The organism is Streptomyces sp. NPDC025793 (genome assembly GCF_055558375.1).
This window is the reverse complement of the sequence record NZ_JBVHMR010000001.1, coordinates 587,930-607,301: the sequence shown is the minus strand read 5'-3', so window position 1 is coordinate 607,301 and position 19,372 is coordinate 587,930. Positions and strand designations below refer to the sequence as shown.

The 19,372-nt window shown below is 70.7% G+C and carries 17 protein-coding genes; 9 read left to right on the top strand and 8 right to left on the bottom strand.

Features of this window, described 5'->3' with window-relative positions:
- Positions 1–41: 41 nt before the first annotated feature.
- Positions 42–326 carry a hypothetical protein gene (locus tag ACZ4MF_RS02885; protein WP_467489171.1) on the bottom strand — a complete coding sequence of 95 codons (285 nt, stop codon included), beginning with the start codon at positions 324–326 and terminating at the stop codon, positions 42–44.
- Between the two features lie 373 nt (positions 327–699).
- On the opposite strand from ACZ4MF_RS02885, the gene ACZ4MF_RS02880 reads away from it, so the two are divergent.
- Positions 700–1,647, top strand: coding sequence for a hypothetical protein (locus tag ACZ4MF_RS02880; protein ID WP_467489169.1), 948 nt, complete (start codon positions 700–702; stop codon positions 1,645–1,647).
- A 91-nt stretch (positions 1,648–1,738) separates the two neighbouring features.
- Here ACZ4MF_RS02880 and ACZ4MF_RS02875 read toward each other — a convergent pair whose 3' ends face one another.
- Complete coding sequence (locus ACZ4MF_RS02875) at positions 1,739–2,164, bottom strand: Rieske (2Fe-2S) protein (RefSeq protein ID WP_467489167.1); 426 nt, start codon at positions 2,162–2,164, stop codon at positions 1,739–1,741.
- A gap of 302 nt (positions 2,165–2,466) precedes the next feature.
- Between ACZ4MF_RS02875 and ACZ4MF_RS02870 the strand changes: the two genes are divergently transcribed.
- Together ACZ4MF_RS02870 and ACZ4MF_RS02865 are read left to right on the top strand one after the other, a co-directional pair.
- Entirely contained in the window at positions 2,467–3,597 is a 1,131-nt protein-coding gene (locus tag ACZ4MF_RS02870) for a LacI family DNA-binding transcriptional regulator (protein WP_467489165.1), read from the top strand.
- A complete protein-coding gene (locus ACZ4MF_RS02865) occupies positions 3,594–4,505 on the top strand; it encodes a carbohydrate kinase family protein (RefSeq protein WP_467489163.1) in 912 nt (303 codons plus the stop codon). Before ACZ4MF_RS02870 ends, ACZ4MF_RS02865 begins: the two co-directional genes overlap by 4 nt.
- A 172-nt stretch (positions 4,506–4,677) precedes the next feature.
- Here ACZ4MF_RS02865 and uvrA read toward each other — a convergent pair whose 3' ends face one another.
- On the bottom strand, positions 4,678–7,704 hold the full coding sequence (uvrA, locus tag ACZ4MF_RS02860; RefSeq protein WP_467489161.1) for an excinuclease ABC subunit UvrA: 3,027 nt from the start codon (positions 7,702–7,704) through the stop codon (positions 4,678–4,680).
- Between the two features lie 224 nt (positions 7,705–7,928).
- Between uvrA and ACZ4MF_RS02855 the strand changes: the two genes are divergently transcribed.
- From ACZ4MF_RS02855 to ACZ4MF_RS02835, 5 genes are all read left to right on the top strand, one after another.
- Positions 7,929–8,615, top strand: a complete 687-nt coding sequence (locus ACZ4MF_RS02855; protein ID WP_467489159.1) for a maleylpyruvate isomerase family mycothiol-dependent enzyme — start codon at positions 7,929–7,931, stop codon at positions 8,613–8,615.
- A 46-nt stretch (positions 8,616–8,661) separates the two neighbouring features.
- Positions 8,662–9,318 (top strand): MBL fold metallo-hydrolase, encoded by a 657-nt coding sequence (locus ACZ4MF_RS02850; protein WP_467489157.1) that lies wholly within the window; start codon positions 8,662–8,664, stop codon positions 9,316–9,318.
- A 397-nt stretch (positions 9,319–9,715) separates the two neighbouring features.
- The gene (locus ACZ4MF_RS02845; protein ID WP_467489155.1) at positions 9,716–10,600 is read left to right on the top strand and encodes an ABC transporter substrate-binding protein; all 885 of its coding nucleotides are present in this window, start codon (positions 9,716–9,718) and stop codon (positions 10,598–10,600) included.
- 50 nt (positions 10,601–10,650) lie between these two features.
- Positions 10,651–11,517, top strand: a complete 867-nt coding sequence (locus tag ACZ4MF_RS02840) for an amino acid ABC transporter permease (RefSeq protein ID WP_467489478.1) — start codon at positions 10,651–10,653, stop codon at positions 11,515–11,517.
- Positions 11,514–12,266 (top strand): amino acid ABC transporter ATP-binding protein, encoded by a 753-nt coding sequence (locus ACZ4MF_RS02835; protein ID WP_467489153.1) that lies wholly within the window; start codon positions 11,514–11,516, stop codon positions 12,264–12,266. Before ACZ4MF_RS02840 ends, ACZ4MF_RS02835 begins: the two co-directional genes overlap by 4 nt.
- A 47-nt stretch (positions 12,267–12,313) precedes the next feature.
- Here the strand turns inward: ACZ4MF_RS02835 and aroQ are convergent, their stop codons facing one another.
- The gene (aroQ, locus tag ACZ4MF_RS02830) at positions 12,314–12,787 is read right to left on the bottom strand and encodes a type II 3-dehydroquinate dehydratase (protein WP_467489151.1); all 474 of its coding nucleotides are present in this window, start codon (positions 12,785–12,787) and stop codon (positions 12,314–12,316) included.
- A gap of 209 nt (positions 12,788–12,996) precedes the next feature.
- Between aroQ and ACZ4MF_RS02825 the strand changes: the two genes are divergently transcribed.
- Entirely contained in the window at positions 12,997–14,268 is a 1,272-nt protein-coding gene (locus ACZ4MF_RS02825) for an MFS transporter (protein WP_467489476.1), read from the top strand.
- Here the strand turns inward: ACZ4MF_RS02825 and ACZ4MF_RS02820 are convergent.
- The 4 genes from ACZ4MF_RS02820 to ACZ4MF_RS02805 all read right to left on the bottom strand — a co-directional run bounded on the left by ACZ4MF_RS02820 (position 14,258) and on the right by ACZ4MF_RS02805 (position 19,321).
- A complete protein-coding gene (locus ACZ4MF_RS02820) occupies positions 14,258–15,358 on the bottom strand; it encodes a calcium:cation antiporter (protein WP_467489149.1) in 1,101 nt (366 codons plus the stop codon). The genes ACZ4MF_RS02825 and ACZ4MF_RS02820 overlap by 11 nt on opposite strands.
- 149 nt (positions 15,359–15,507) lie before the next feature.
- Positions 15,508–16,509, bottom strand: a complete 1,002-nt coding sequence (locus ACZ4MF_RS02815) for a TerC family protein (protein ID WP_467489147.1) — start codon at positions 16,507–16,509, stop codon at positions 15,508–15,510.
- Positions 16,510–16,732: 223 nt separating this feature from the next.
- Entirely contained in the window at positions 16,733–18,688 is a 1,956-nt protein-coding gene (locus ACZ4MF_RS02810; protein WP_467489145.1) for a TerD family protein, read from the bottom strand.
- 54 nt (positions 18,689–18,742) lie between these two features.
- Positions 18,743–19,321: a TerD family protein gene (locus ACZ4MF_RS02805; RefSeq protein ID WP_071370829.1), complete on the bottom strand. Its 579-nt coding sequence runs from the start codon at positions 19,319–19,321 to the stop codon at positions 18,743–18,745.
- Between the last annotated feature and the right edge of the window lie 51 nt (positions 19,322–19,372).

The following is a 19,372-nucleotide window of genomic DNA, read 5'->3' as shown; positions in this document are numbered from 1 at the left end:
CACCGCGTCGGGCCTGTGGACAACGTCCGCGCCCGCGCCGTTCACCCGTCCCGGCACCGTCCCACGTCGGCCGGGGACGCACCGGTGCCGATCACCTGCCGGACGATCCTGAGCCCCTCGTCGAGCGGCACGGTGTCCTCGTCGGGATACGTGTCGCACTGCCCGTTCGCGAGCCGGAAGCCCCCGCTCACGCCCGCGGCCCCGAGGGTGACCGCGTGACCGCCCGGACCGCCGTCCGCTTCGAGGAGCATCACCAGCGCGCGTTCGGTGTTGGTCAGCACGCTCAGCAGGCGTCGGGCGGAACCGGTGAACGGGCTTCGAGACACCCCGCTGCGATCCGACGCCGCAGCCCGGCGACCGCCTCTTCCGGCGTCACAGCGGTGTCGTCACCGGCGAAGGCCCAGGTCTCCGCCACGCGTCGATCCTCCCATGGCGCGACGGGCACCGGCACGGCCCGGGGGTGCGACGGTTCCGGCGGCGCGCCGCGGTCCGGCCGGGCGGGGCCATGGCGGGTTCGAGGTGTTGTCGGGGCCAGGTCAACACGCTTCAATGCGGGGGAACTCGGGGCCGGGCACGCCCGCACAACGGGATGCGGCGTGCGCAGTCAGGGGTGCTCACAGCGCCCACGGGGGTGGTCCCGCACACCAGCGCAGACGGCCCGACCAGCCGTAGCGACACCTCATAGAAAGGCGCCTCGGCATGCGGCATGCCACCGAGCACGCGGACGTCCTCACCACGGAACTGGACATGGTCCTTCGGGGCGGCCCCTTCCATGCGGCGCTGCGCGCCGCCATCGCCGCACGCGGGCTGCCGCTCCAGCGTGTCCAGCACCATCTGTCCCGCCACGGGGTCAAGGTCGGTGTGACCAGCCTGAGTTACTGGCAGCAGGGCGCCCGCCGCCCGCAGCGCCCCGAGTCACTGCGGGCCGTGCGCGCGCTGGAGGAGATCCTCCACCTGCCGGACGAATCGCTGATCCGGCTGCTCGCCGACACCCACGAGCACAGGGTGTCCGGCCGCCCCGGGGCCCGCTCCTACCGCTCCCTGATCGAGGCCTCGGACGTCCTCGACCGGCTCCGGGCCGGTCTCGGCTGGTCCGCCGACGGCGGACTGCACACCCTCGGCCATCACGAATACGTCCGGATCGGCGCCCGGCGCGAACTGGCGGGCCGCGAGGCCCAGCACATCGTGCGGGCCCAGCACGACGGCGTCGACCGCTTCCTCGCCGTGCACCACGGCGACCCCGGCTGCCGCCCGCCGGACATCAGGGTGCGGGCCCTGGAGAACTGCCGCACGGGACGCGTCCGCTGGGACCAGGACGCCGGCCTGCTGGTGGCCGAGCTGCTCTTCGGCACCCGGCTGCGCTCCGGCGACACCTTCCTCTTCCGGTACGGCATCGAGGACGGCACGGCCGGAACCTCCCGTGAACATCTTCACCGGTTCTGCTCCCCCGGCGGCCAGTACGCACTCCAGGTGCGCTTCGACACGGCCGCACTCCCGGCACGCTGCCACCGCTTCACCCAGCCCTCGGCGGCGGCCCCCCGCAGCGGCCGACAGGAACTGCCGGTCACCGGACCGCACCACTGCGTCCACGTGGTCGAGCCGCGGATCCGGCCGGGCATCATCGGCATCGCGTGGGACTGGGAGTGAAGTCCCCTACGCCGTAGGCCTGTTGGCCGTTGCAGGCCTGTTGGCCACTGGCGACCGCCAGGACGGTGGCTCGGCCGGCGTCGGCTTCCGGTCAGGCGCCGGGCCCGGCGACGATCCTGCCGTTGGTGGTCTTCACCGGCAGCTCGGTGAGGGGCTCGGTGGCCGGCTGCTGGACCACCTTGCCGGTCGTGGCGTCGAACTCGCTGCCGTGGCAGGGGCAGACCAAGGTCGTCCCCTGGAGCTTGTCGATGGGACACCCCGCGTGCGTGCAGATCGTGCTGTACGCCTTCAGTGCGCCGTTCCTGTCACGGCTGACGACCACGTTGTGATCCCGGTAGAGCTTGGCTGCGCCTTGGGCGACCTCGCTCTCGGCACCGAGGTCGACGGGCGCGGTCGGGGTGGCCGCCGCCGAGGCACCGCCCGGCGCCGAGCACGCGGCCAGGCCGAGCCCGGCGACCGGGGCCACAGCGGCCCCTCGAAGGACGGTACGACGGCTCGCGGACGGTCGGGCGGGCATCTGGAACTCCACGGATCAAGGGCTGGGCAGGGCGACCATACCCGGGCAAGGGTGCAGGTTCTGCGGCAGGGTGGCTCCCCGGAGGGACGGCGAGGGCGCCCTGGAGCGGAACGCTCGGTGGGCGGGGGCAGGCCAGTGGACGGGGAGCCGGGCGGGGGATGGGCCGGGGCTGCCCGCGTGGAGGACGTAAACGCTTGCGCAAGCGTTTACGCGGGGCCGGTCGATGGGATACGTTCCCGGCCAGAGCCCCCGCAACAGGGGCCGGGAACGCCCGGCCTCGTCGGCCCAGGGAGGAAAGGCCGATGGCCACCATGGCGGACGTCGCTCGCAGCGCCGGTGTCTCCGTGGCGACCGTCTCCCACGTCCTCAACGGCACGCGCCCGGTGCTGCCGCACACCCGCCAGGCCGTGCTGGACGCCGTCGACAACCTCGGCTACACGCCCAACACCCTGGCCCGCTCCCTGGTGACCTCCCGTACCCGCTCCATCGGGCTCGCCGTGTCGGCGGTCAGCAACCCCTACTTCACGGAGATCCTCCAGGGAGTCGAGGCGGCCGCCCTGGAAGCGGGGTACAGCCTGCTCATCGCCGACCCGCACGACGACCCCGGGCACGAACGCAAGGTCGCTCAGCTCCTCCATGAGCGCCGCGTGGACGGCATGATCGTCGCCCCCTCCGCACATCCGCACGACCTCGTCGGCTACCTCCGCCGCCACGCCGTCCCCACCGTGTTCCTCGACCGGGTGATCGACGCGCGCGTGCTGGACGGCACCCCGGCCTGCGGTGACGAGGGTGCGTCCCCCGACGGGGGCGTGTCGTGGTGCGACCAGGTCTGTGCCGAGAGCGCCGGGCCGACCTCCCGCCTCGTCGCTCATCTCGCCGCCCTGGGCCACCGGCGGATCGGCATGGTCGCGGGTCTGCCCGGGCTGAGCACCACCGAAGAGCGCGTCGCCGGCTATCGGGACGGCCTCGCCGCCGCCGGCCTGGCGCTTGACGAGCGGCTCCTCGTGTCCGGCGACTCGGAGTCCGCCGGTGCCGAGCAGGCGACGGTGGCCCTGCTCACGCTGCCCGATCCGCCCACGGCCCTCGTCACCGCCAACAACGCGATGACCATCGGGGCGCTGCGCGCACTGCGCCGGCTCGGCCGGTCCGTCCCGGACGACCTCGCCCTGTGCTGCTTCGACGACTTCGCCTGGGCCGACCTGTTCTCGCCCCGGCTCACCGCCGTCGCCCAGCCCAGCAGAGAACTGGGCACGCAGGCCGTGCGGGTTCTCCTGGACCGGCTGAGCGAGCCCCGGCGTCCCGCCCGGACGGTGCGACTGCCGTGCACGTTCGTGCATCGCACGTCCTGCGGCTGCCCGGAGCAGCCCGGCGCGGCCGGGAGACCCGAGCACCGCGAACCATCCACGCTGTCCGAGAAGGGAACCGTCTCGTGATCGTCGTCGCCGGTGAGGCACTGATCGACCTGGTACCACAGGGCCCCGGGGCCCTCGCGGACCTGAAGCCGGCGCTCGGCGGCGGCCCGTACAACACCGCCGTGGCCTTGGGCCGGCTCGGCTCCCGCACCGCGTTCTGTTCGCGAGCCTCGTACGACGCCTTCGGTGCGGCGCTGCTCGACGGGCTACGACGGGCGGAGGTCGATGTGTCGGCCGTCCAGCGCGGGCCGGAGCCGACGACCCTCGCGGTGGCCACGCTCGACGCCACCGGCTCCGCCGCGTACTCCTTCTATGTCGACGGCACCGCCGACCGTCTGTTCACCGCGCCCGCCGCACTGCCTGCCGGCACGCGCGCGGTGTCGTTCGGCACCTGCTCGCTGGTCCTGGAACCGGGGGCGAGCGCCTATGAGGAGCTGATGCACGCGGCGGCCGGGCAGGGGCTGTTCACCGCGCTCGATCCCAACATCCGGGCGGGGCTGATCCCGGACGCGGACGCCTACCGGGCACGTTTCAAGAGCTGGCTGCCCTCGGTGACGCTGCTGAAGCTGTCCGCGGAGGACGCGGCGTGGCTGGGCGGCACGCCGCGCGAGTGGCTGGCCTCGGGACCGTCGGCCGTCGTGGTGACCCGGGGCGGGGACGGGCTGACCGTGTTCACCCGTGACGGAGGGGAGCACTCCGTGCCGGGTGAGAAGGTCGCCGTGGTGGACACCATCGGCGCCGGTGACACGGTGAACGCGGCCTTGCTGCACGGGCTTTCCGCCCAGGACGCGTTGTCCGCGGAAGCGCTCGCCGCCCTGGGGACACAGGGCTGGGCACGGCTGCTGCGCTTCGCGGCACGGGCGGCGGCGATCACCTGCTCGCGGGCCGGGGCCGAGCCGCCTTATGCGGCCGAGCTGGGTGAGTGGTGAACGCCCCGTCTTCTCTGTGCTGTTGACAAGGTGCGGCCGGGACTGTGGTGTGCGGAGACCTGCTGCACCGCAGAACCGGGCTGGCTGATGGATGAACGAACGGCGCCCCGCGGGGAGTTCCCGCGGGGCGCCGTTTTTTTGGTATTGCGTCAGCCCATGTGGTGATGTGTCGTCAGGCCTTGCGGGCTCGCGTCGCCTTCTTCGCCGCAGGGGCCTTCTTGGCGGCCCCGGCGGCCTTCTTGGTCGCCGTGTTGTTGGCCTTCGCCGTCACCGTCTTCTTCGCAGTCGACCTGGCCGCGGCCGTCTTCCGGGCCGGGGTGCTCCGGGACGCCTTGACCGGCTCCGCGTCGCTGATGCGGTCGGCACCGAGAATCTCGCGCAGGAACTTGCCGGTGTGGCTGGCTGGTACCCCGGCCACCTCTTCGGGCGTGCCCTCGGCGACCACAAGGCCACCGCCGGCGCCGCCCTCCGGGCCCATGTCCACGACCCAGTCTGCGGTCTTGATCACGTCGAGGTTGTGCTCGATGACGATGACCGTGTTGCCCTTGTCGACCAGGCCGCCGAGCACCTTCAGCAGCTTGCTGATGTCCTCGAAGTGCAGGCCGGTGGTCGGCTCGTCGAGGACGTAGACCGTGCGTCCGGTGGAGCGCTTCTGCAACTCGCTGGCCAGCTTCACCCGCTGGGCCTCACCACCGGAGAGGGTCGTGGCGGACTGGCCGAGGCGGACATAGCCGAGGCCGACGTCCTTCAGCGTCCTCAGGTGCCGGGAGATCGCCGGGACCGCCTCGAAGAAGTCGGTGGCCTCCTCGATCGGCATGTTCAGCACGTCGGCGATGGACTTGCCCTTGTAGTGGACCTCCAGGGTCTCCCGGTTGTACCGGGCGCCGTGGCAGACCTCGCACGGGACGTAGACGTCCGGGAGGAAGTTCATCTCGATCTTGATCGTGCCGTCGCCCGCGCAGTTCTCGCAGCGGCCGCCCTTGACGTTGAAGGAGAATCGTCCGGGCAGGTAGCCGCGGACCTTCGCCTCGGTGGTCTCGGCGAACAGCTTGCGGACGTGGTCGAAGACGCCGGTGTACGTCGCCGGGTTGGACCGCGGGGTGCGGCCGATCGGCGACTGGTCGACGTGCACGACCTTGTCGACGAGGTCGTCGCCGTCCACACGCGTGTGCCGTCCCGGGACATTCCTCGCGCCGTTCAGCTCGCGGGCCAGGTGCGTGTAGAGGATGTCGTTGACCAGCGTCGACTTGCCGGAGCCGGACACGCCCGTGACGGCCGTGAAGACGCCCAGGGGGAAGGACACGTCGATGTCCTGAAGGTTGTTCTCACGGGCGCCGTGCACGGTGAGCCGGCGGGAGGGGTCGCGGGGACGGCGGATGTCGGGCAGGGGGATCGCCTTGCGGCCCGACAGGTACGCGCCGGTCTGCGACTCGGTGTTGGCGAGCAGCTCCTTCAGAGAGCCGCTGTGCACGACCTTGCCGCCGTGCTCACCGGCGCCGGGGCCGATGTCCACGACCCAGTCGGCGACCTTGATGGTGTCCTCGTCGTGCTCCACCACGATGAGCGTGTTGCCCATGTCGCGCAACCGGACCAGGGTCTCGATCAGCCGGTGGTTGTCCCGCTGGTGCAGACCGATGGACGGCTCGTCGAGGACGTAGAGCACGCCGACGAGGCCGGAGCCGATCTGGGTGGCCAGGCGGATGCGCTGGGCCTCGCCGCCGGAGAGCGTGCCGGCCGCGCGGTTGAGGGAGAGGTAGTCGAGGCCGACGTCGACCAGGAAGCGCAGCCGCTCGTTGACCTCCTTCAGCACCCGCTCGGCGATCTTCTTGTCGCGGGCGTTCAGCGTCAGCCGGCCCAGGAAGTCCGCGCAGTCGCTGATCGACATCGCGGAGACTTCCGCGATCGACTTGTCCATGATCGTGACCGCGAGGACGATCGGCTTCAGGCGCGTGCCCTCGCAGGTGGGGCAGGGCACCTCGCGCATGTAGCCCTCGAAGCGCTCGCGGCTGGCGTCGCTCTCGGCCTCGCTGTGCCGGCGCTTGACGAACGGCACCGCTCCCTCGAAGGGGGTGGTGTACACGCGCTCGCGGCCGTACCTGTTGCGGTACCGCACCTCGATCTGGGTCTTGTGGCCGTGGAGCAGGGCCTTCTTGGCGCGCTGGGGCAGGCCCGCGAAGGGGATGTCCGTGCGGAAGCCGAGCGCGTCGGCGAGGGCGCCGATCAGCCGGCCGAAGTAGTCCTTGGTGTGCCCGTGCGACCAGGGGTGGATGGCGCCCTCGTCCAGGGACTTGTCCGGGTCCGGGACGAGCAGCTCCGGGTCGACCTCCATGCGCGTGCCGATACCGGTGCACTCGGGGCAGGCACCGAAGGGCGAGTTGAAGGAGAAGGAGCGGGGCTCCAGCTCTTCGAAGGACAGGCCGTCGTACGGGCAGTAGAGGTGCTCCGAGTACATGCGCTCACGCTCGGGGTCGTCCTCGGGGAGGTCGACGAAGTCGAGCACGATCATGCCGCCGGACAGCCCGAGGGCGGTCTCCACGGAGTCGGTGAGGCGGCGCTTGGCGGAGTCCTTGACCGTGAGGCGGTCGACGACCACCTCGATGGTGTGCTTCTCCTGCTTCTTCAGCGCCGGTGGGTCGGAGAGCTGGATCGTCTCGCCGTCCACGCGCGCGCGGGAGTAGCCCTTGGTCTGGAGGTCGGCGAAGAGGTCGACGAACTCGCCCTTGCGCTCGCGCACGAGCGGCGAGAGCACCTGGAAGCGGCTCCCCTCCGGCAGCTCCAGGACCTTGTCCACGATGGCTTGGGGCGACTGGCGCGAGATCGGGCGGCCGCACTCGGGACAGTGCGGCTTGCCGATGCGTGCGAAGAGCAGACGCAGGTAGTCGTAGACCTCGGTGATGGTGCCGACCGTCGAGCGCGGGTTGCGCGAGGTCGACTTCTGGTCGATGGAGACCGCCGGGGAGAGGCCCTCGATGAAGTCGACGTCCGGCTTGTCCATCTGGCCGAGGAACTGCCGGGCGTACGAGGAGAGCGACTCCACGTAGCGGCGCTGGCCCTCCGCGAAGATCGTGTCGAAGGCCAGGGAGGACTTGCCCGACCCGGACAGGCCCGTGAAGACGATGAGCGAGTCGCGAGGCAGGTCGAGCGAGACATTCTTGAGGTTGTGCTCGCGCGCGCCACGGACGATGAGACGGTCGGCCACGCCGGTCCGCACCTTTCTTGAGAGAAGTGACAGGGGCGGGGCCCCCGTGCTTCTTCAGACTAGGGGGAGCCACTGACAACGCCGGTCGGATTGCCCGGTTGCATAACAACCCCCGGCCATCCAGCATGCCCGACGCCGCTCTCGACGATATAGCACGTGCTTTCGATTCGCGGACGAGCTTCACCACCTTCACCCAAAGGTGTGGTGGGGCTAGGGTCAGGTCCATGACCGATCACGCTCATGACCTGGCATGTGTACGTGACGCGACCGAACGGCTCCTCACCGCGGTCGCCAAACTGGACAACGCTTCGCTCGCCGAGCCGTCACGGCTTCCGGGCTGGAGCCGCGGGCACGTCCTCGCCCACCTCTCCCGCAACGCGGACGCGCTCGTGAACGTTCTCGAAGGCCGGCCCATGTACGCGAGCGCCGAGGTGCGCGACGCCGACATCGAACGCGACGCCCCGCGCCCCCTCGACGTCCAGCTCACCGACCTGCGCGAGAGCGCGGCTCGCCTCCAGGCGCTGGGGGACGCGCCGGCGGACTGGTCGCGCACCGTCGAGCTGCGCAACGGGGTCACCGACTCCGCGTCCCGGGTGCCGTTCCGCCGGTGGGCCGAGGTGGAGCTGCACCACGCGGATCTCGGGATCGGGTACGAGCTGGAGGATCTCCCGGCGGAGTTCACCGAGCGGGAGATCGACTTCCTGGCCCGGCGCTTCGCCGGGCACAAGGAGGTCCCGTCGACCGGTCTGTCCTCCGGGGACGGCCGGAACTGGACCACGGGCGGCGGCGCCGACGGCGTACCGGTCGCGGCCGAGGGCACGCCCGCCGACCTGCTGGGCTGGCTCGCCGGACGGCGCGACGGTTCCGGTCTGACCACGGACGGCACGCTGCCCAAGCTGCCTCCCCTGTAGGCCGACGACGGTCCGCGGGCCCCGCCCCCGCTATAGGCTGATCGCCATGACGTACACCGGAGAGGTCAAGGTCGGCGGACCGGCGGACGTGCACGAGCTGAAAGACCTGATGATCACGAAGATCGCGGTCGGCCCGATGGACAACAACGCCTATCTGCTGCGCTGCCGCGCCACCGACGAGCAGCTTCTGATCGACGCCGCCAACGAGGCGGAGACGCTCCTGGGCATGATCGGTGACGACGGCATCGCGTCCGTCGTCACCACCCATCGGCACGGCGATCACTGGCAGGCGCTGGCCGCGGTCGTCGCGGCCACGGGCGCGCGTACGTACGCGGGCCGCGAGGACGCTTCCGGCATCCCGGTGCCCACGGACGTGCTCGTGGACGACGGCGATGTCATCAAGGTGGGCAACGTGGAACTCACCGCGCGGCACCTGGTCGGGCACACCCCGGGTTCGATCGCCCTGGTCTACGACGACCCGCACGGCCACCCGCACGTCTTCACCGGCGACTGCCTCTTCCCAGGCGGGGTCGGCAACACGTTCAAGGACGCGGGGGCGTTCGCCAGCCTCATCCGCGACGTGGAGACGAAGATCTTCGACGTGCTGCCCGACGAGACCTGGGTGTACCCCGGGCACGGCAAGGACACCACGCTGGGCGCGGAGCGGCCGCAGTTGCCGGAGTGGCACGCGCGCGGGTGGTGAAGCGCGGCATCCTGGAGACCGAGCGCGCCACGGTCCATCGCGCGCTCCATGGCACGGAGTTCGCGCGCCGGGCGCGCACGTCTCTCGCATGCGCCCGGCGCGCTTTCTCCTGCGCGCACCCCGTGTGAACGCTTCACACGTGCCGGATCCCTGCGCACGCTCCCGGGCGACGCCGCCATGCGGTCAACTGGTGGCAGTACCGCGCAGGCCGACGGCTCCTGTGCGGGAAGGGCCGCCGGTCTTCCCACCCCGCCCCTCGACCGGCGGCCCAGGCCCGCGGCACACACGCGGCGAGGTTCACGGAAGCTGTTCACGCAGCCGCAACACCCGTTCCCACCATGCGGACAGTTACCGCTGTGACCTGGACAAACGCCGGGTTCGCTGCCAATCTCCCGCCATGCATCCTGCCCCTCGCACCCTGCGCCACGCGGTGGCCGCCGCCACCGTAGCCCTGCTCGCCACCGCTGTCGGCTGTGCTCCGCAGCCCGACGGGAAGGCGTCGCCCCCTGCGTCCGGATCGGCCGCGAAGAGCTGCGCCCCGGGCAAGTTGGCCACCAGGACGTCCGGAAAGCTCACGATCGCGACGGACGAACCGGCGTACGAGCCCTGGTTCCAGGACGACAAGCCCGCCGACGGCAAGGGCTTCGAGTCCTCGGTCGCCTATGCCGTGGCCAAACAGCTCGGATACGGCAAGAACGCGGTCGTGTGGCAGAGCGTGCCGTTCAACAAGGCGTTCGCGCCCGGCGTGAAGACCTTCGACTTCGACATCAACCAGGTGTCGATCAGCGACGAGCGCAAGAAGGCCGTGGACTTCTCCTCCGGCTACTACGACGTGCGCCAGGCGGTGATCGCGCTGAAGGGCAGCAAGGCGGCCAAGGCGGCGAGCATCGCGGATCTGAAGGGCCTCAAGCTGGGCGCCCAGGTGGGCACCACGAGCCTGGACTACATCACCGACGTGGTGAAGCCGAAGCAGGAGGCGGCCGCGTTCGCCAAGAACGACCAGGCCAAGTCCGCGTTGAAGAACGGCCAGGTGGACGCCATCGTGGTCGACCTGCCGACCGCGTTCTACATCACCTCGGCCGAGGTGACGGACGCGAAGGTCGTCGGCCAGTTCGAGAACCAGGGCGGCACGCCCGAGCAGTTCGGGCTGGTGCTGGACAAGGGCAGTGCGCTGACCCCGTGCGTGAGCGGCGCCGTCGACGCCCTGCGCAAGGACGGCACACTGGCCCGGCTCGAGAAGCAGTGGCTCTCGGACGCCGTCGACGCGCCGGTGCTCAAGTGACGGTCACCAAAGGCGAGCCGGCCCCGGAGGGAGCCGACGGCAAGGGAGACATGACCGGCGCCGTCGACGACAACTACGCGCCCTCCGAGCGACGTTTGGAGCGCGAACGCCACAAACGCGCGCGTGCGCGGCGTGCCACGGCCGTCGCGGCACTCTCGACGCTCGTCACAGCCGTCGTGCTCTACCTCGTCGTCGTCAACGCACCGGGCTGGCCACGCACCAAGGAGACGTTCTTCAGCGCGCAGTACGCACGCGAGGCGCTGCCGAAAGTCCTCGAAGGGCTGTGGCTGAACGTCCGTCTGCTGGCGATCTGCGGCGCCGCCGTCCTGGTCCTCGGCATGCTGATCGCCATCGCGCGTACCCTGCGCGGACCCGTGTTCTTCCCGCTGCGCGTGCTGGCGGCGGCGTACACCGACTTCTTCCGCGGACTTCCGCTGATCATCAACCTGATGATCGTGGTCCTGGGCGTACCGGCGCTGCGTCTTCAGGGCGTGACGGTCGATCCGGTGCTGCTGGGCGGTACCGCGCTGACGCTCACGTACTCGGCGTACGTGGCCGAGGTGTTCCGCGCCGGCATCGAGTCCGTGCACCCCTCGCAGCTCGCCGCGGCCCGCTCGCTGGGCCTGACCAGCCGACAGGCGCTGCGCCACGTGGTGCTGCCGCAGGCGGTGCGCCGTCAGGTGCCGCCGCTGCTCAACGACCTGGTGTCGCTCCAGAAGGACACCGGTCTGGTGTCGATCGGCGGCGCGGTGGACGCCGTCCGGGCGGCCGACATCATCGTGGGCCGCAGTCTGAACTACACGCCGTACATCGTCGCCGGGCTGGTGTTCGTGGCGCTGACCATTCCGATGACCCGCTTCACGGACTGGGTGACGGCCCGGACGGACCGGCAGCGGGCCCAGGGAGGATCCCTATGAGCGACGCACCCGTGCTGCGCATGGAGTCCGTCCGCAAGACCTTCGCCGGCTCCGTCGTCCTGCGCGACGTCGGCCTGGAGGTCGCCCCGCACACGGTGACCGCCCTGATCGGCGCCTCCGGTTCGGGCAAGTCGACGCTGCTGCGCTGCGCCAACCTGCTGGAGGAGATCGACGACGGCGCGATCTGGCTGGACGGCGAGGAGATCACCGATCCGCGCGTCGACCACGACGCGGTGCGGCGCAGGATCGGCGTCGTCTTCCAGGCATACAATCTCTTCCCGCACATGACCGTGCTGGACAACGTGACGCTGGCGCCGCGGCGGGTGCACGGCGTCCTCCGCGAGGAGGCCGAGGAACGCGCCAGGGAGCTGCTGGAGCGCCTCGGACTGGGTGACAAGGCAATGGCCTACCCCGACCGGCTCAGCGGCGGTCAGCAGCAGCGCGTGGCGATCGTACGGGCCCTCGCCGTACGGCCCCGGCTGTTGCTGCTGGACGAGATCACGGCGGCACTCGACCCCGAACTCGTCGGCGAGGTGCTGGCGGTGGTCCGCGACCTCAAGGGCGACGGCATGACCATGGTCCTGGCGACGCACGAGATGGGCTTCGCGCGGGACGTCGCCGACCAGGTCTGTTTTCTGGACGGTGGCGTCGTGCTGGAGCGCGGCACCGCCGATGAGGTCTTCGGCGATCCGCAGCAGGAGCGCACGCGGCGCTTTCTGCGGCGCATCGTGGAGGCCGGCCGTCTGTGAGGTCGTAGCGCGACGCCCGGCGGGCGGCCACCACGCGTGCGTGGCCGCTACGCCTCGGCCTGCACGGCTTCCAACAGGGCCGCGACCCGCTCGACGCCGAAGGCGTAGCCCTGGACGCCACAGCCCGCGATCACGCCGTCGGCGCGCAGCGAGACGTAGGAGTGATGCCGGAACGACTCGCGCCGGTGGATGTTGGAGATGTGCACCTCCAGGACGGGCAGGCCGTCGCAGGTGTTGAGTGCGTCCAGAATCGCGACCGACGTGTGGGAGTAGGCAGCGGGGTTGATGACGATCCCGCAGTGGTTCAGGCGTGCCTCGTGGATCCAGTCGACCAGTTCGCCCTCGTGGTTGGACTGCCGGAAATCCACCGTGCCCCCGTGTGCGGCCGCCGCCTTGGCGCACAGCGCCTCCACGTCGGCCAGCGTGTCCTTGCCGTAGATCTCGGGCTGGCGCTGGCCGAGCAGATTCAGGTTGGGCCCGTTGAGGATCATGATCGGGGCGTTGGCCAGGGTGCGGGGCACGGTTCCTCCGGTCCGTTCGGGGCGGTGCGTCGACGACCGCCGCTCGCACCCGGTCTATCACGGTGACCACGGCGGACGACGCGCCGCGTGCGCCGTCGCCTCGGCGTGCACTCCGGTGACTTCAGCACCCCCATGCGCCCCCGTAACCCCTGATCACTAGGGGTAGTTGACGCGTCATGGAGCCTGTACGCACCGTAAGCACACCGTCGATGCCGCGGCTCGCCGCCGCCTCCCTCGCGGGGACCGCGATCGAGTTCTACGACTTCTTCGTCTACGGGACCGCGGCGGCCCTGGTCCTGGGACCGCTGTTCTTCCCGACGTTCTCACCGCTCGCCGGGACGCTGGCGGCGTTCGGGACGTTCGGGGTCGGGTTCCTGGCCAGGCCACTCGGCTCGGTGCTGTTCGGGCACCTCGGTGACCGGCGCGGACGCCGGCCGGTGCTGGTCCTGTCGTTGCTGCTCACAGGCGCCTCGACGGTCGCGGTGGGCTGTGTGCCGTCGTACGGGTCGATCGGTGCCGCCGCGCCGGTGCTGCTGCTCGTGCTGCGCTTCTTCCAGGGTCTGGGGCTCGGCGGGGAGTGGGGCGGAGCGGTGCTGCTGACCGCCGAGCACGCGCCGCCCGGACGTCGCGCCCTGTGGTCGAGCTTTCCGCAGGTGGGCCCGGCGATCGGGTTCGTGCTCGCCAATGGGGTGGTGCTCGCGCTGTCGGCGACGCTGTCCGACGCGGAGTTCGCTCGCTGGGGCTGGCGGGTGCCGTTCTGGGCGGCTGGGGCGCTGGCGCTGGGCGGGCTGTTGTTGCGCTGGTCGATCGTGGAGAGCCCCCGGTTCCTGGAGATCGACGACCACGCGCGCGTGCCGTTCGTCGAGGTCGTACGGCATCACGGGCGGCTGGTGCTGCTGACGGCCGGGGCGCTGGCCGCCGGGTACGCGGTCTTCTACACGGTGACGACCTGGTCGCTGACGTACGCGACGGAGCGGCTCGGGGTGAGCCGGACGGTGATGCTGACCTGTGTCATGGCCGCGGTGGTGGTGAAGGCGTCCCTCACGCCGTTCATGGCGTTGCTCGCCGACCGCTTCGGACGCCGGCCGATGTGCCTCACCGGATGCGCGGCATGCGGCCTGTGGATGCTGCCGATGGTCGCGTTGCTGGGCACCGGTCAGCCGCTGCTGATGTTCCTCGGCATCCTGGGCGCGCTGGTCTCGTTCATCACCATGTTCGCGGTGATCGCCGCGTATCTGCCGGAGCTGTACGAGGCGCGGGTGCGCTGCACGGGTGCCGCGGTGGGCTACAACCTCGGCGGAGTACTCGGCGGCGCTCTCACCCCGATCGTGGCCACGGCGCTCGCGGAACACGGCGGGCGGGTCCCCTGGGGCGTGGGCGTCTATCTGACGGGCGTCGCGCTGCTCAGCCTCGCCTGCTTCGCCCTGCTGCCCGAGACCCGCCCGGTGCCGATGCCGGTGGTGGAGCCGGTCACGGGTTGATCGCCAGCTCCAGATAGGCCGCGAAGAGCACCAGGTGGACGCCGCCCTGCAGAGGGGTGGCCCGGCCCGGCACGACCGTCAGAGAGCTGACCACCACGGTCAGCGCGAGCAGCAGCATGTGGGTCGAGCCGAGGCCGAGGACGAGCGGGCCGGACAGCCAGACGGAGGCGAGGGCGACTGCGGGGATGGTCAGGCCGATACTGGCCATGGCCGAGCCCAGCGCGAGGTTGAGGCTGGTCTGAACCCGGTCGCGGCGGGCGGAGCGCAGCGCAGCGATCGTCTCGGGAAGCAGCACGAGCAGGGCGATGATCACGCCGACGACCGCCTGGGGCAGGCCCGCGGCCGCCACGCCAGACTCGATGGCGGGTGACACGCCCTTGGCCAGACCGACCACGCCGATGAGGGCCAGTCCGAGCAGACCGAGGCTGGTCCAGGCGGTGCGCGTGGACGGCGGCCGCGCGTGCTCTTCGGCGGTGATGGCCTCGCCCTGCCGGGTGATCGGCAGGAAGTAGTCGCGGTGGCGCACGGTCTGCGTGGCCACAAACAGGCCGTACAGGATCAGCGAGGACAACGCGGCGAAGGTCAGCTGCACCGAGGAGAACTCGGGCCCGGGCTTGCTGGTGGTGAACGTCGGCAGGACCAGGCTCAGCGTGGCCAGCGTCGCCACGGTCGCCAGAGCGGCGCCGGTGCCCTCGGGGTTGAAGACCGCGGTGCCGTGCCGCAGGGAAGCGGCGAGCAGGCAGATCCCGACGACGCCGTTGCAGGTGATCATCACGGCGGCGAAGACGGTGTCCCGCGCCAGGGTGGAACTCTTGTCGCCGCCGTCGGCCATGAGGGTGACGATCAACGCCACCTCGATGATCGTGACGGCGATGGCCAGGACGAGGGATCCGAAGGGTTCACCGACGCGGTGGGCGACGACCTCGGCGTGGTGCACCGCCGCGAGAACGGACCCGGCGAGCACGAGGGTGACCAGGGCGACGACTGCGCCCGGCAGGCCACGGCCCCAGGTGAAGACCAGGAGCACGATCGCGAGCACCGGCACGAGCGTCGTCCATTGCCGGGTGAGCGACCGCAGCCTACTGATCATGCGGCGATCGTCGCAGAGGCGTACAGGATTCGCATTCTGCTCTTTTCGGATACCTCTCATCCTTCCGTTGCCCTCATCCCACCCGCGGGAGCGGGAACCGCGTGGCACGGTCCCGCTCCCGCCGGCGGGCGCTTCTGCCGCCGGCCGGGTCAGGCGTCGACGCTGCCCCTCGCGGCATCTTCACCGTCGGCACCCGCCGCCTCGGCGGTCGTCTGCTTCTTGCCGGCCATCAGGCTGGTGATCGTGGTGACGATCAGGACGGCGCAGATCACGCCGAGCGAGACCGGGATGCTGATCTCGGGCACGTGGACACCGGACTCGTGCAGGGCGTGCAGCACCAGTTTGACGCCGATGAAGCCGAGGATGATCGACAGGCCGTACGAGAGGTGGACCAGCTTCCGCAGCAGGCCGCCGATGAGGAAGTACAGCTGCCGCAGACCCATCAGGGCAAAGGCGTTGGCGGTGAAGACGATGTACGGATCCTGGGTCAGGCCGAAGATCGCGGGGATGGAGTCCAGGGCGAACAGGACGTCCGTGGTGCCGATGGCGAGCATCACGACCAGCATCGGGGTCATGACCCGCCTGCCGTTCTCCTGGATCCACAGTTTGGTGCCGTGGTAGCGGTCCGCCACGCCGAACCTGCGCTCCGCGGCCTTCAGCAGCTTGTTCTCCTCGAACTCCTCGTCCTCCCCGTCCGCGCGGGCCTCCTGGATGAGCTTCCAGGCCGTCCAGATCAGGAAGGCACCGAAGAGGTAGAACACCCAGGAGAAGCTGGCGAGGATGGCGGCTCCCGCGGCGATGAAGATCGCCCGCAGCACCAGGGCTATGAGCACGCCGACGAGCAGGACGCGCTGCTGGTACCGGGTCGGCACCGCGAACTTCGCCATGATCAGGACGAAGACGAAGAGGTTGTCGACGCTGAGCGACTTCTCGGTGATGAAGCCGGCGAAGAACTCACCGGCCGGCTGTCCGCCGCCGAAGAGGAACAGGCCGAGGCCGAAGAGTCCGGCCAGGGCGATCCAGACGACGGTCCAGATACCGGCTTCCTTGATCGACACCTCATGCGGCTTGCGGCCGATGAAGAAGTCGACCGCGATCAGGGCGGCCAGGCCCGCGATGGTCAGGACCCACAGGGTCACGGAAACGTCCACTGTTCCTCCGGCATTACGTAACGGCAAACACTTTCAGCGCTGTCGCTGCCGGAGGTCTCTTCCACCCGCTCGGGGCCGACGCCCCGGGACCGGAACCGGTCCGTACTGACGGGTGCGCCGCAGTCAGGGAATACTCCCCTCCGCACGGAAGACCCTATCCAATAACCAAGAAAAGGTAAAGCTAAAGGTAAAGTAAAGACAAAATTACCTGGTCATAGCGGCTTTACTTGTACTTGCCCCTGGCCTTGGTCGCCTCGGCGAGCACGTGCTGCACGATCTGGCTGCCGGTCGGCACCAGCGAAGGCTCGTAGGTCCAGGCGTGCCCGACCCAGGGGTCGGCGAGATGGTCGTCGGCGACGGGTGTGAGTCGCGTCAGCGAACGCCACAGCGGATCGAGCAACGGGCCGTAGGCAGCGGCGTCCTCGCGGTCCGCCACCAGCAGCAGGTGCACGCCGACGGCGGGCCCCTCGTCGGCGAGGTAGCGCAACCGGGTCACCGCACGATCGTCGAAGCCGTGCGGGAAGTCGTTGACGATCAGCAACTGCTGCGCGGTGTCGACGTCGGGCGGCAGTGAGTCGGGCGTACCACCGCGCACCGCCATCTGCACCAGGTCGACCCGACGGGTGAGTCTCTCCAGCACCTCCGTGACACCCGCCGCCCCGGTCGCGGGCGGCACGGCGAGCGCCCCGGTACTGGTCAGCACGCCGAGCGCCGCCGCCCCGGCACCGGCCGGGTCGATGACCTGGAGGGCGAAATCGCCCGGTGGATGCACGGCGAGCAGCCGCGCGGCGAGTGCGACCGCCGCCTCCATGGCCAGGTGCCGCAGTTCGGCGGAGTCCGGGAAACCGTGGGCGTTCGCCCTGCCGCTGTCGAGCCACAGGCCACGCTCCAGCGGCAGTCTGACCAGCATGGGAATGCGCAGCGGCTTGCTCTCCGGCAGGTGAAGATCGCCCAGCCGCAGGGCCATCGGCTGCTCGTCCGGCACCCGGTAGCCGTGCCAGACCGGGTTGTCCCAGCGGGCGTACGCGGGCGGCAGCGCGGGCTCGACCACATCGGACTCGGCGGAGAGCTGGACGAGGTCGCGGTCGAGGACCGCGCGGGCCTGGTCGATCAGCTGCGTCCGGCGGGCGTGGGCCGCCTCGCGCGCGGTGTCGCCCGCCGCGCCGAGCCGGCTGCCGGGGTCGGCCAGCACCTGGTCCAGTTCCCTCTCCAGACGGGAGTCGGCGAACTCGACGGCGCTGCGGTACGCGGCCGTGGTGCGGGCCAGGTCCTCGAACATGCCCCAGACCTGGTTGTACAGCCGCTCCTCCATCGACCAGCCCACGGCGTCCCCCGCGACCGGCTGCGCGGGCCGGTCGTCGGTGGCGGCATCCGTCGCGGGCGCCGGAGACTGCGCGGTGCCGGGTGGGCGGCGGCGCGGGTGTGTGTAGTCCACCGGGGCCCCGGGAGTTCGCGGAGCTTCGGGGTCCGCCGGAGCGGCGCCGGGTGCCTGGGTGTCGTACGGGTTCTGCACGTCGTACGGGCTCTGTGCCTCGTACGACGGTGCGGGCTCCGGGAGTTGGGGTGCGTACGAGTGTGTCGGCGTCCCCGGGCCGGGCGCGGGGGTGGGCGTCGGCAGGGGTGGAACCGGGGCGGGGGCCGGTGTCCGCTGGATGGTGGCCACCAGGTCCGCGGACTCCGGCAGGCCCTGGTCGGCCAGGAGTGCGGGAAGGCCGGCCGCGTAGCCCTGACCCATCGCGCGGACCTTCCAGGCGCCCTGTCTGCGGTACAGCTCCAGGGCGACCACGGCCGTCTCGGTGTCCAGGCCCGTCAAGGTGTAGCTGACGATCTCGGTGCCGTCGGGGCCGTCGACCGTGGTGTGCGGGGCGGCGACGGCACCGAACCGGAGGGGGCCGGCGGGCCCGGTGGGCAGCGCGAGGAACACACCGACGCGGTGCACGGCCTCGGGCAGGGCACCTAGGTCGACGGCCAGCCGGTGTTCGGCGGCGGTCTGCCGGCGCACCTCGACGCCCGGCAGGGCGGGGGCGCCGGGATGGGCCACCCACTGGGGGCCGGGCACCGTGCCGTTCTCGTCGCCGAGCGTAGCTCCGGCCAGGACCGGCACCCCGGCCGAGATCCGGACCGTCAGCCGGATCTGGGACAGCGGGTGGTTCTGCCCCCGCACCAGCTCGGCCGTCATCGCCGTGCCCCCTGTGTCGTTGTGTTGTGCGCGTTGCCGGTCGAGCGATCGGGCCTACAGGTGCGGCAGGATCGACGGCATCAGGTCCTGGAAGGTGCGGCCGTTGGCCGGGGAACCCAGGGCGGTCATCGTCCAGCCCGGGCCCGCGCGGTGCACCTTCGCCATGATCTGAGCCGTGTAGTCGCCGCCGCCGTCCAGTGTGTAGCGGGCGAGTTCCTGGCCGTTGGTCTCGTCCACGAGGCGGCAGAACGCGTTCTGCACTTCCTGGAAGGTCTGGCCCGTGAAGGAGTTCACGGTGAAGACGATCTGGTCGATGTGGACCGGAACGCGCTGGAGGTCCACCAGGATCGACTCGTCGTCCCCGCCCTGGCCGGCACCGCCGACGAGGTTGTCGCCGGTGTGGCGGACGGAGCCGTCGTCGCTCACCAGGTGGCGGAAGAAGACGACGTCGACCGGCTGCTTCTCGGCGAAGAGCACCGCAGAGGCGTCGAGGTCGATCTCCCGGGTGCGGGAGCCGAAGAGACCACGCCGCTTCGCCGCCTGCCAGCCGAGCCCCATGCGGACCGCGGTCAGGGTGGCCCCGTCCTTCTTCTCCAGGCTGATGGCCTGACCCTTGCTCAAGTTGACGGACACCGCTGATTTCCCCTCTCGATGGTCCCCTGTTGCCGCGCAGTGCGCGGTTGA

Excerpts from the sequence above, each read along its gene's own strand:
- ACZ4MF_RS02820 (WP_467489149.1), bottom strand. The coding sequence starts at position 15,358 with ATGATCAGTAGGCTGCGGTCGCTCACCCGGCAATGGACGACGCTCGTG.
- ACZ4MF_RS02835 (WP_467489153.1), top strand. The coding sequence starts at position 11,514 with ATGAGCGACGCACCCGTGCTGCGCATGGAGTCCGTCCGCAAGACCTTC.
- ACZ4MF_RS02845 (WP_467489155.1), top strand. The coding sequence starts at position 9,716 with ATGCATCCTGCCCCTCGCACCCTGCGCCACGCGGTGGCCGCCGCCACC.
- ACZ4MF_RS02825 (WP_467489476.1), top strand. The coding sequence starts at position 12,997 with ATGCCGCGGCTCGCCGCCGCCTCCCTCGCGGGGACCGCGATCGAGTTC.
- ACZ4MF_RS02840 (WP_467489478.1), top strand. The coding sequence starts at position 10,651 with ATGACCGGCGCCGTCGACGACAACTACGCGCCCTCCGAGCGACGTTTG.
- ACZ4MF_RS02855 (WP_467489159.1), top strand. The coding sequence starts at position 7,929 with ATGACCGATCACGCTCATGACCTGGCATGTGTACGTGACGCGACCGAA.
- ACZ4MF_RS02850 (WP_467489157.1), top strand. The coding sequence starts at position 8,662 with ATGACGTACACCGGAGAGGTCAAGGTCGGCGGACCGGCGGACGTGCAC.
- ACZ4MF_RS02875 (WP_467489167.1), bottom strand. The coding sequence starts at position 2,164 with ATGCCCGCCCGACCGTCCGCGAGCCGTCGTACCGTCCTTCGAGGGGCC.
- ACZ4MF_RS02810 (WP_467489145.1), bottom strand. The coding sequence starts at position 18,688 with ATGACGGCCGAGCTGGTGCGGGGGCAGAACCACCCGCTGTCCCAGATC.
- ACZ4MF_RS02880 (WP_467489169.1), top strand. The coding sequence starts at position 700 with ATGCGGCATGCCACCGAGCACGCGGACGTCCTCACCACGGAACTGGAC.
- ACZ4MF_RS02870 (WP_467489165.1), top strand. The coding sequence starts at position 2,467 with ATGGCCACCATGGCGGACGTCGCTCGCAGCGCCGGTGTCTCCGTGGCG.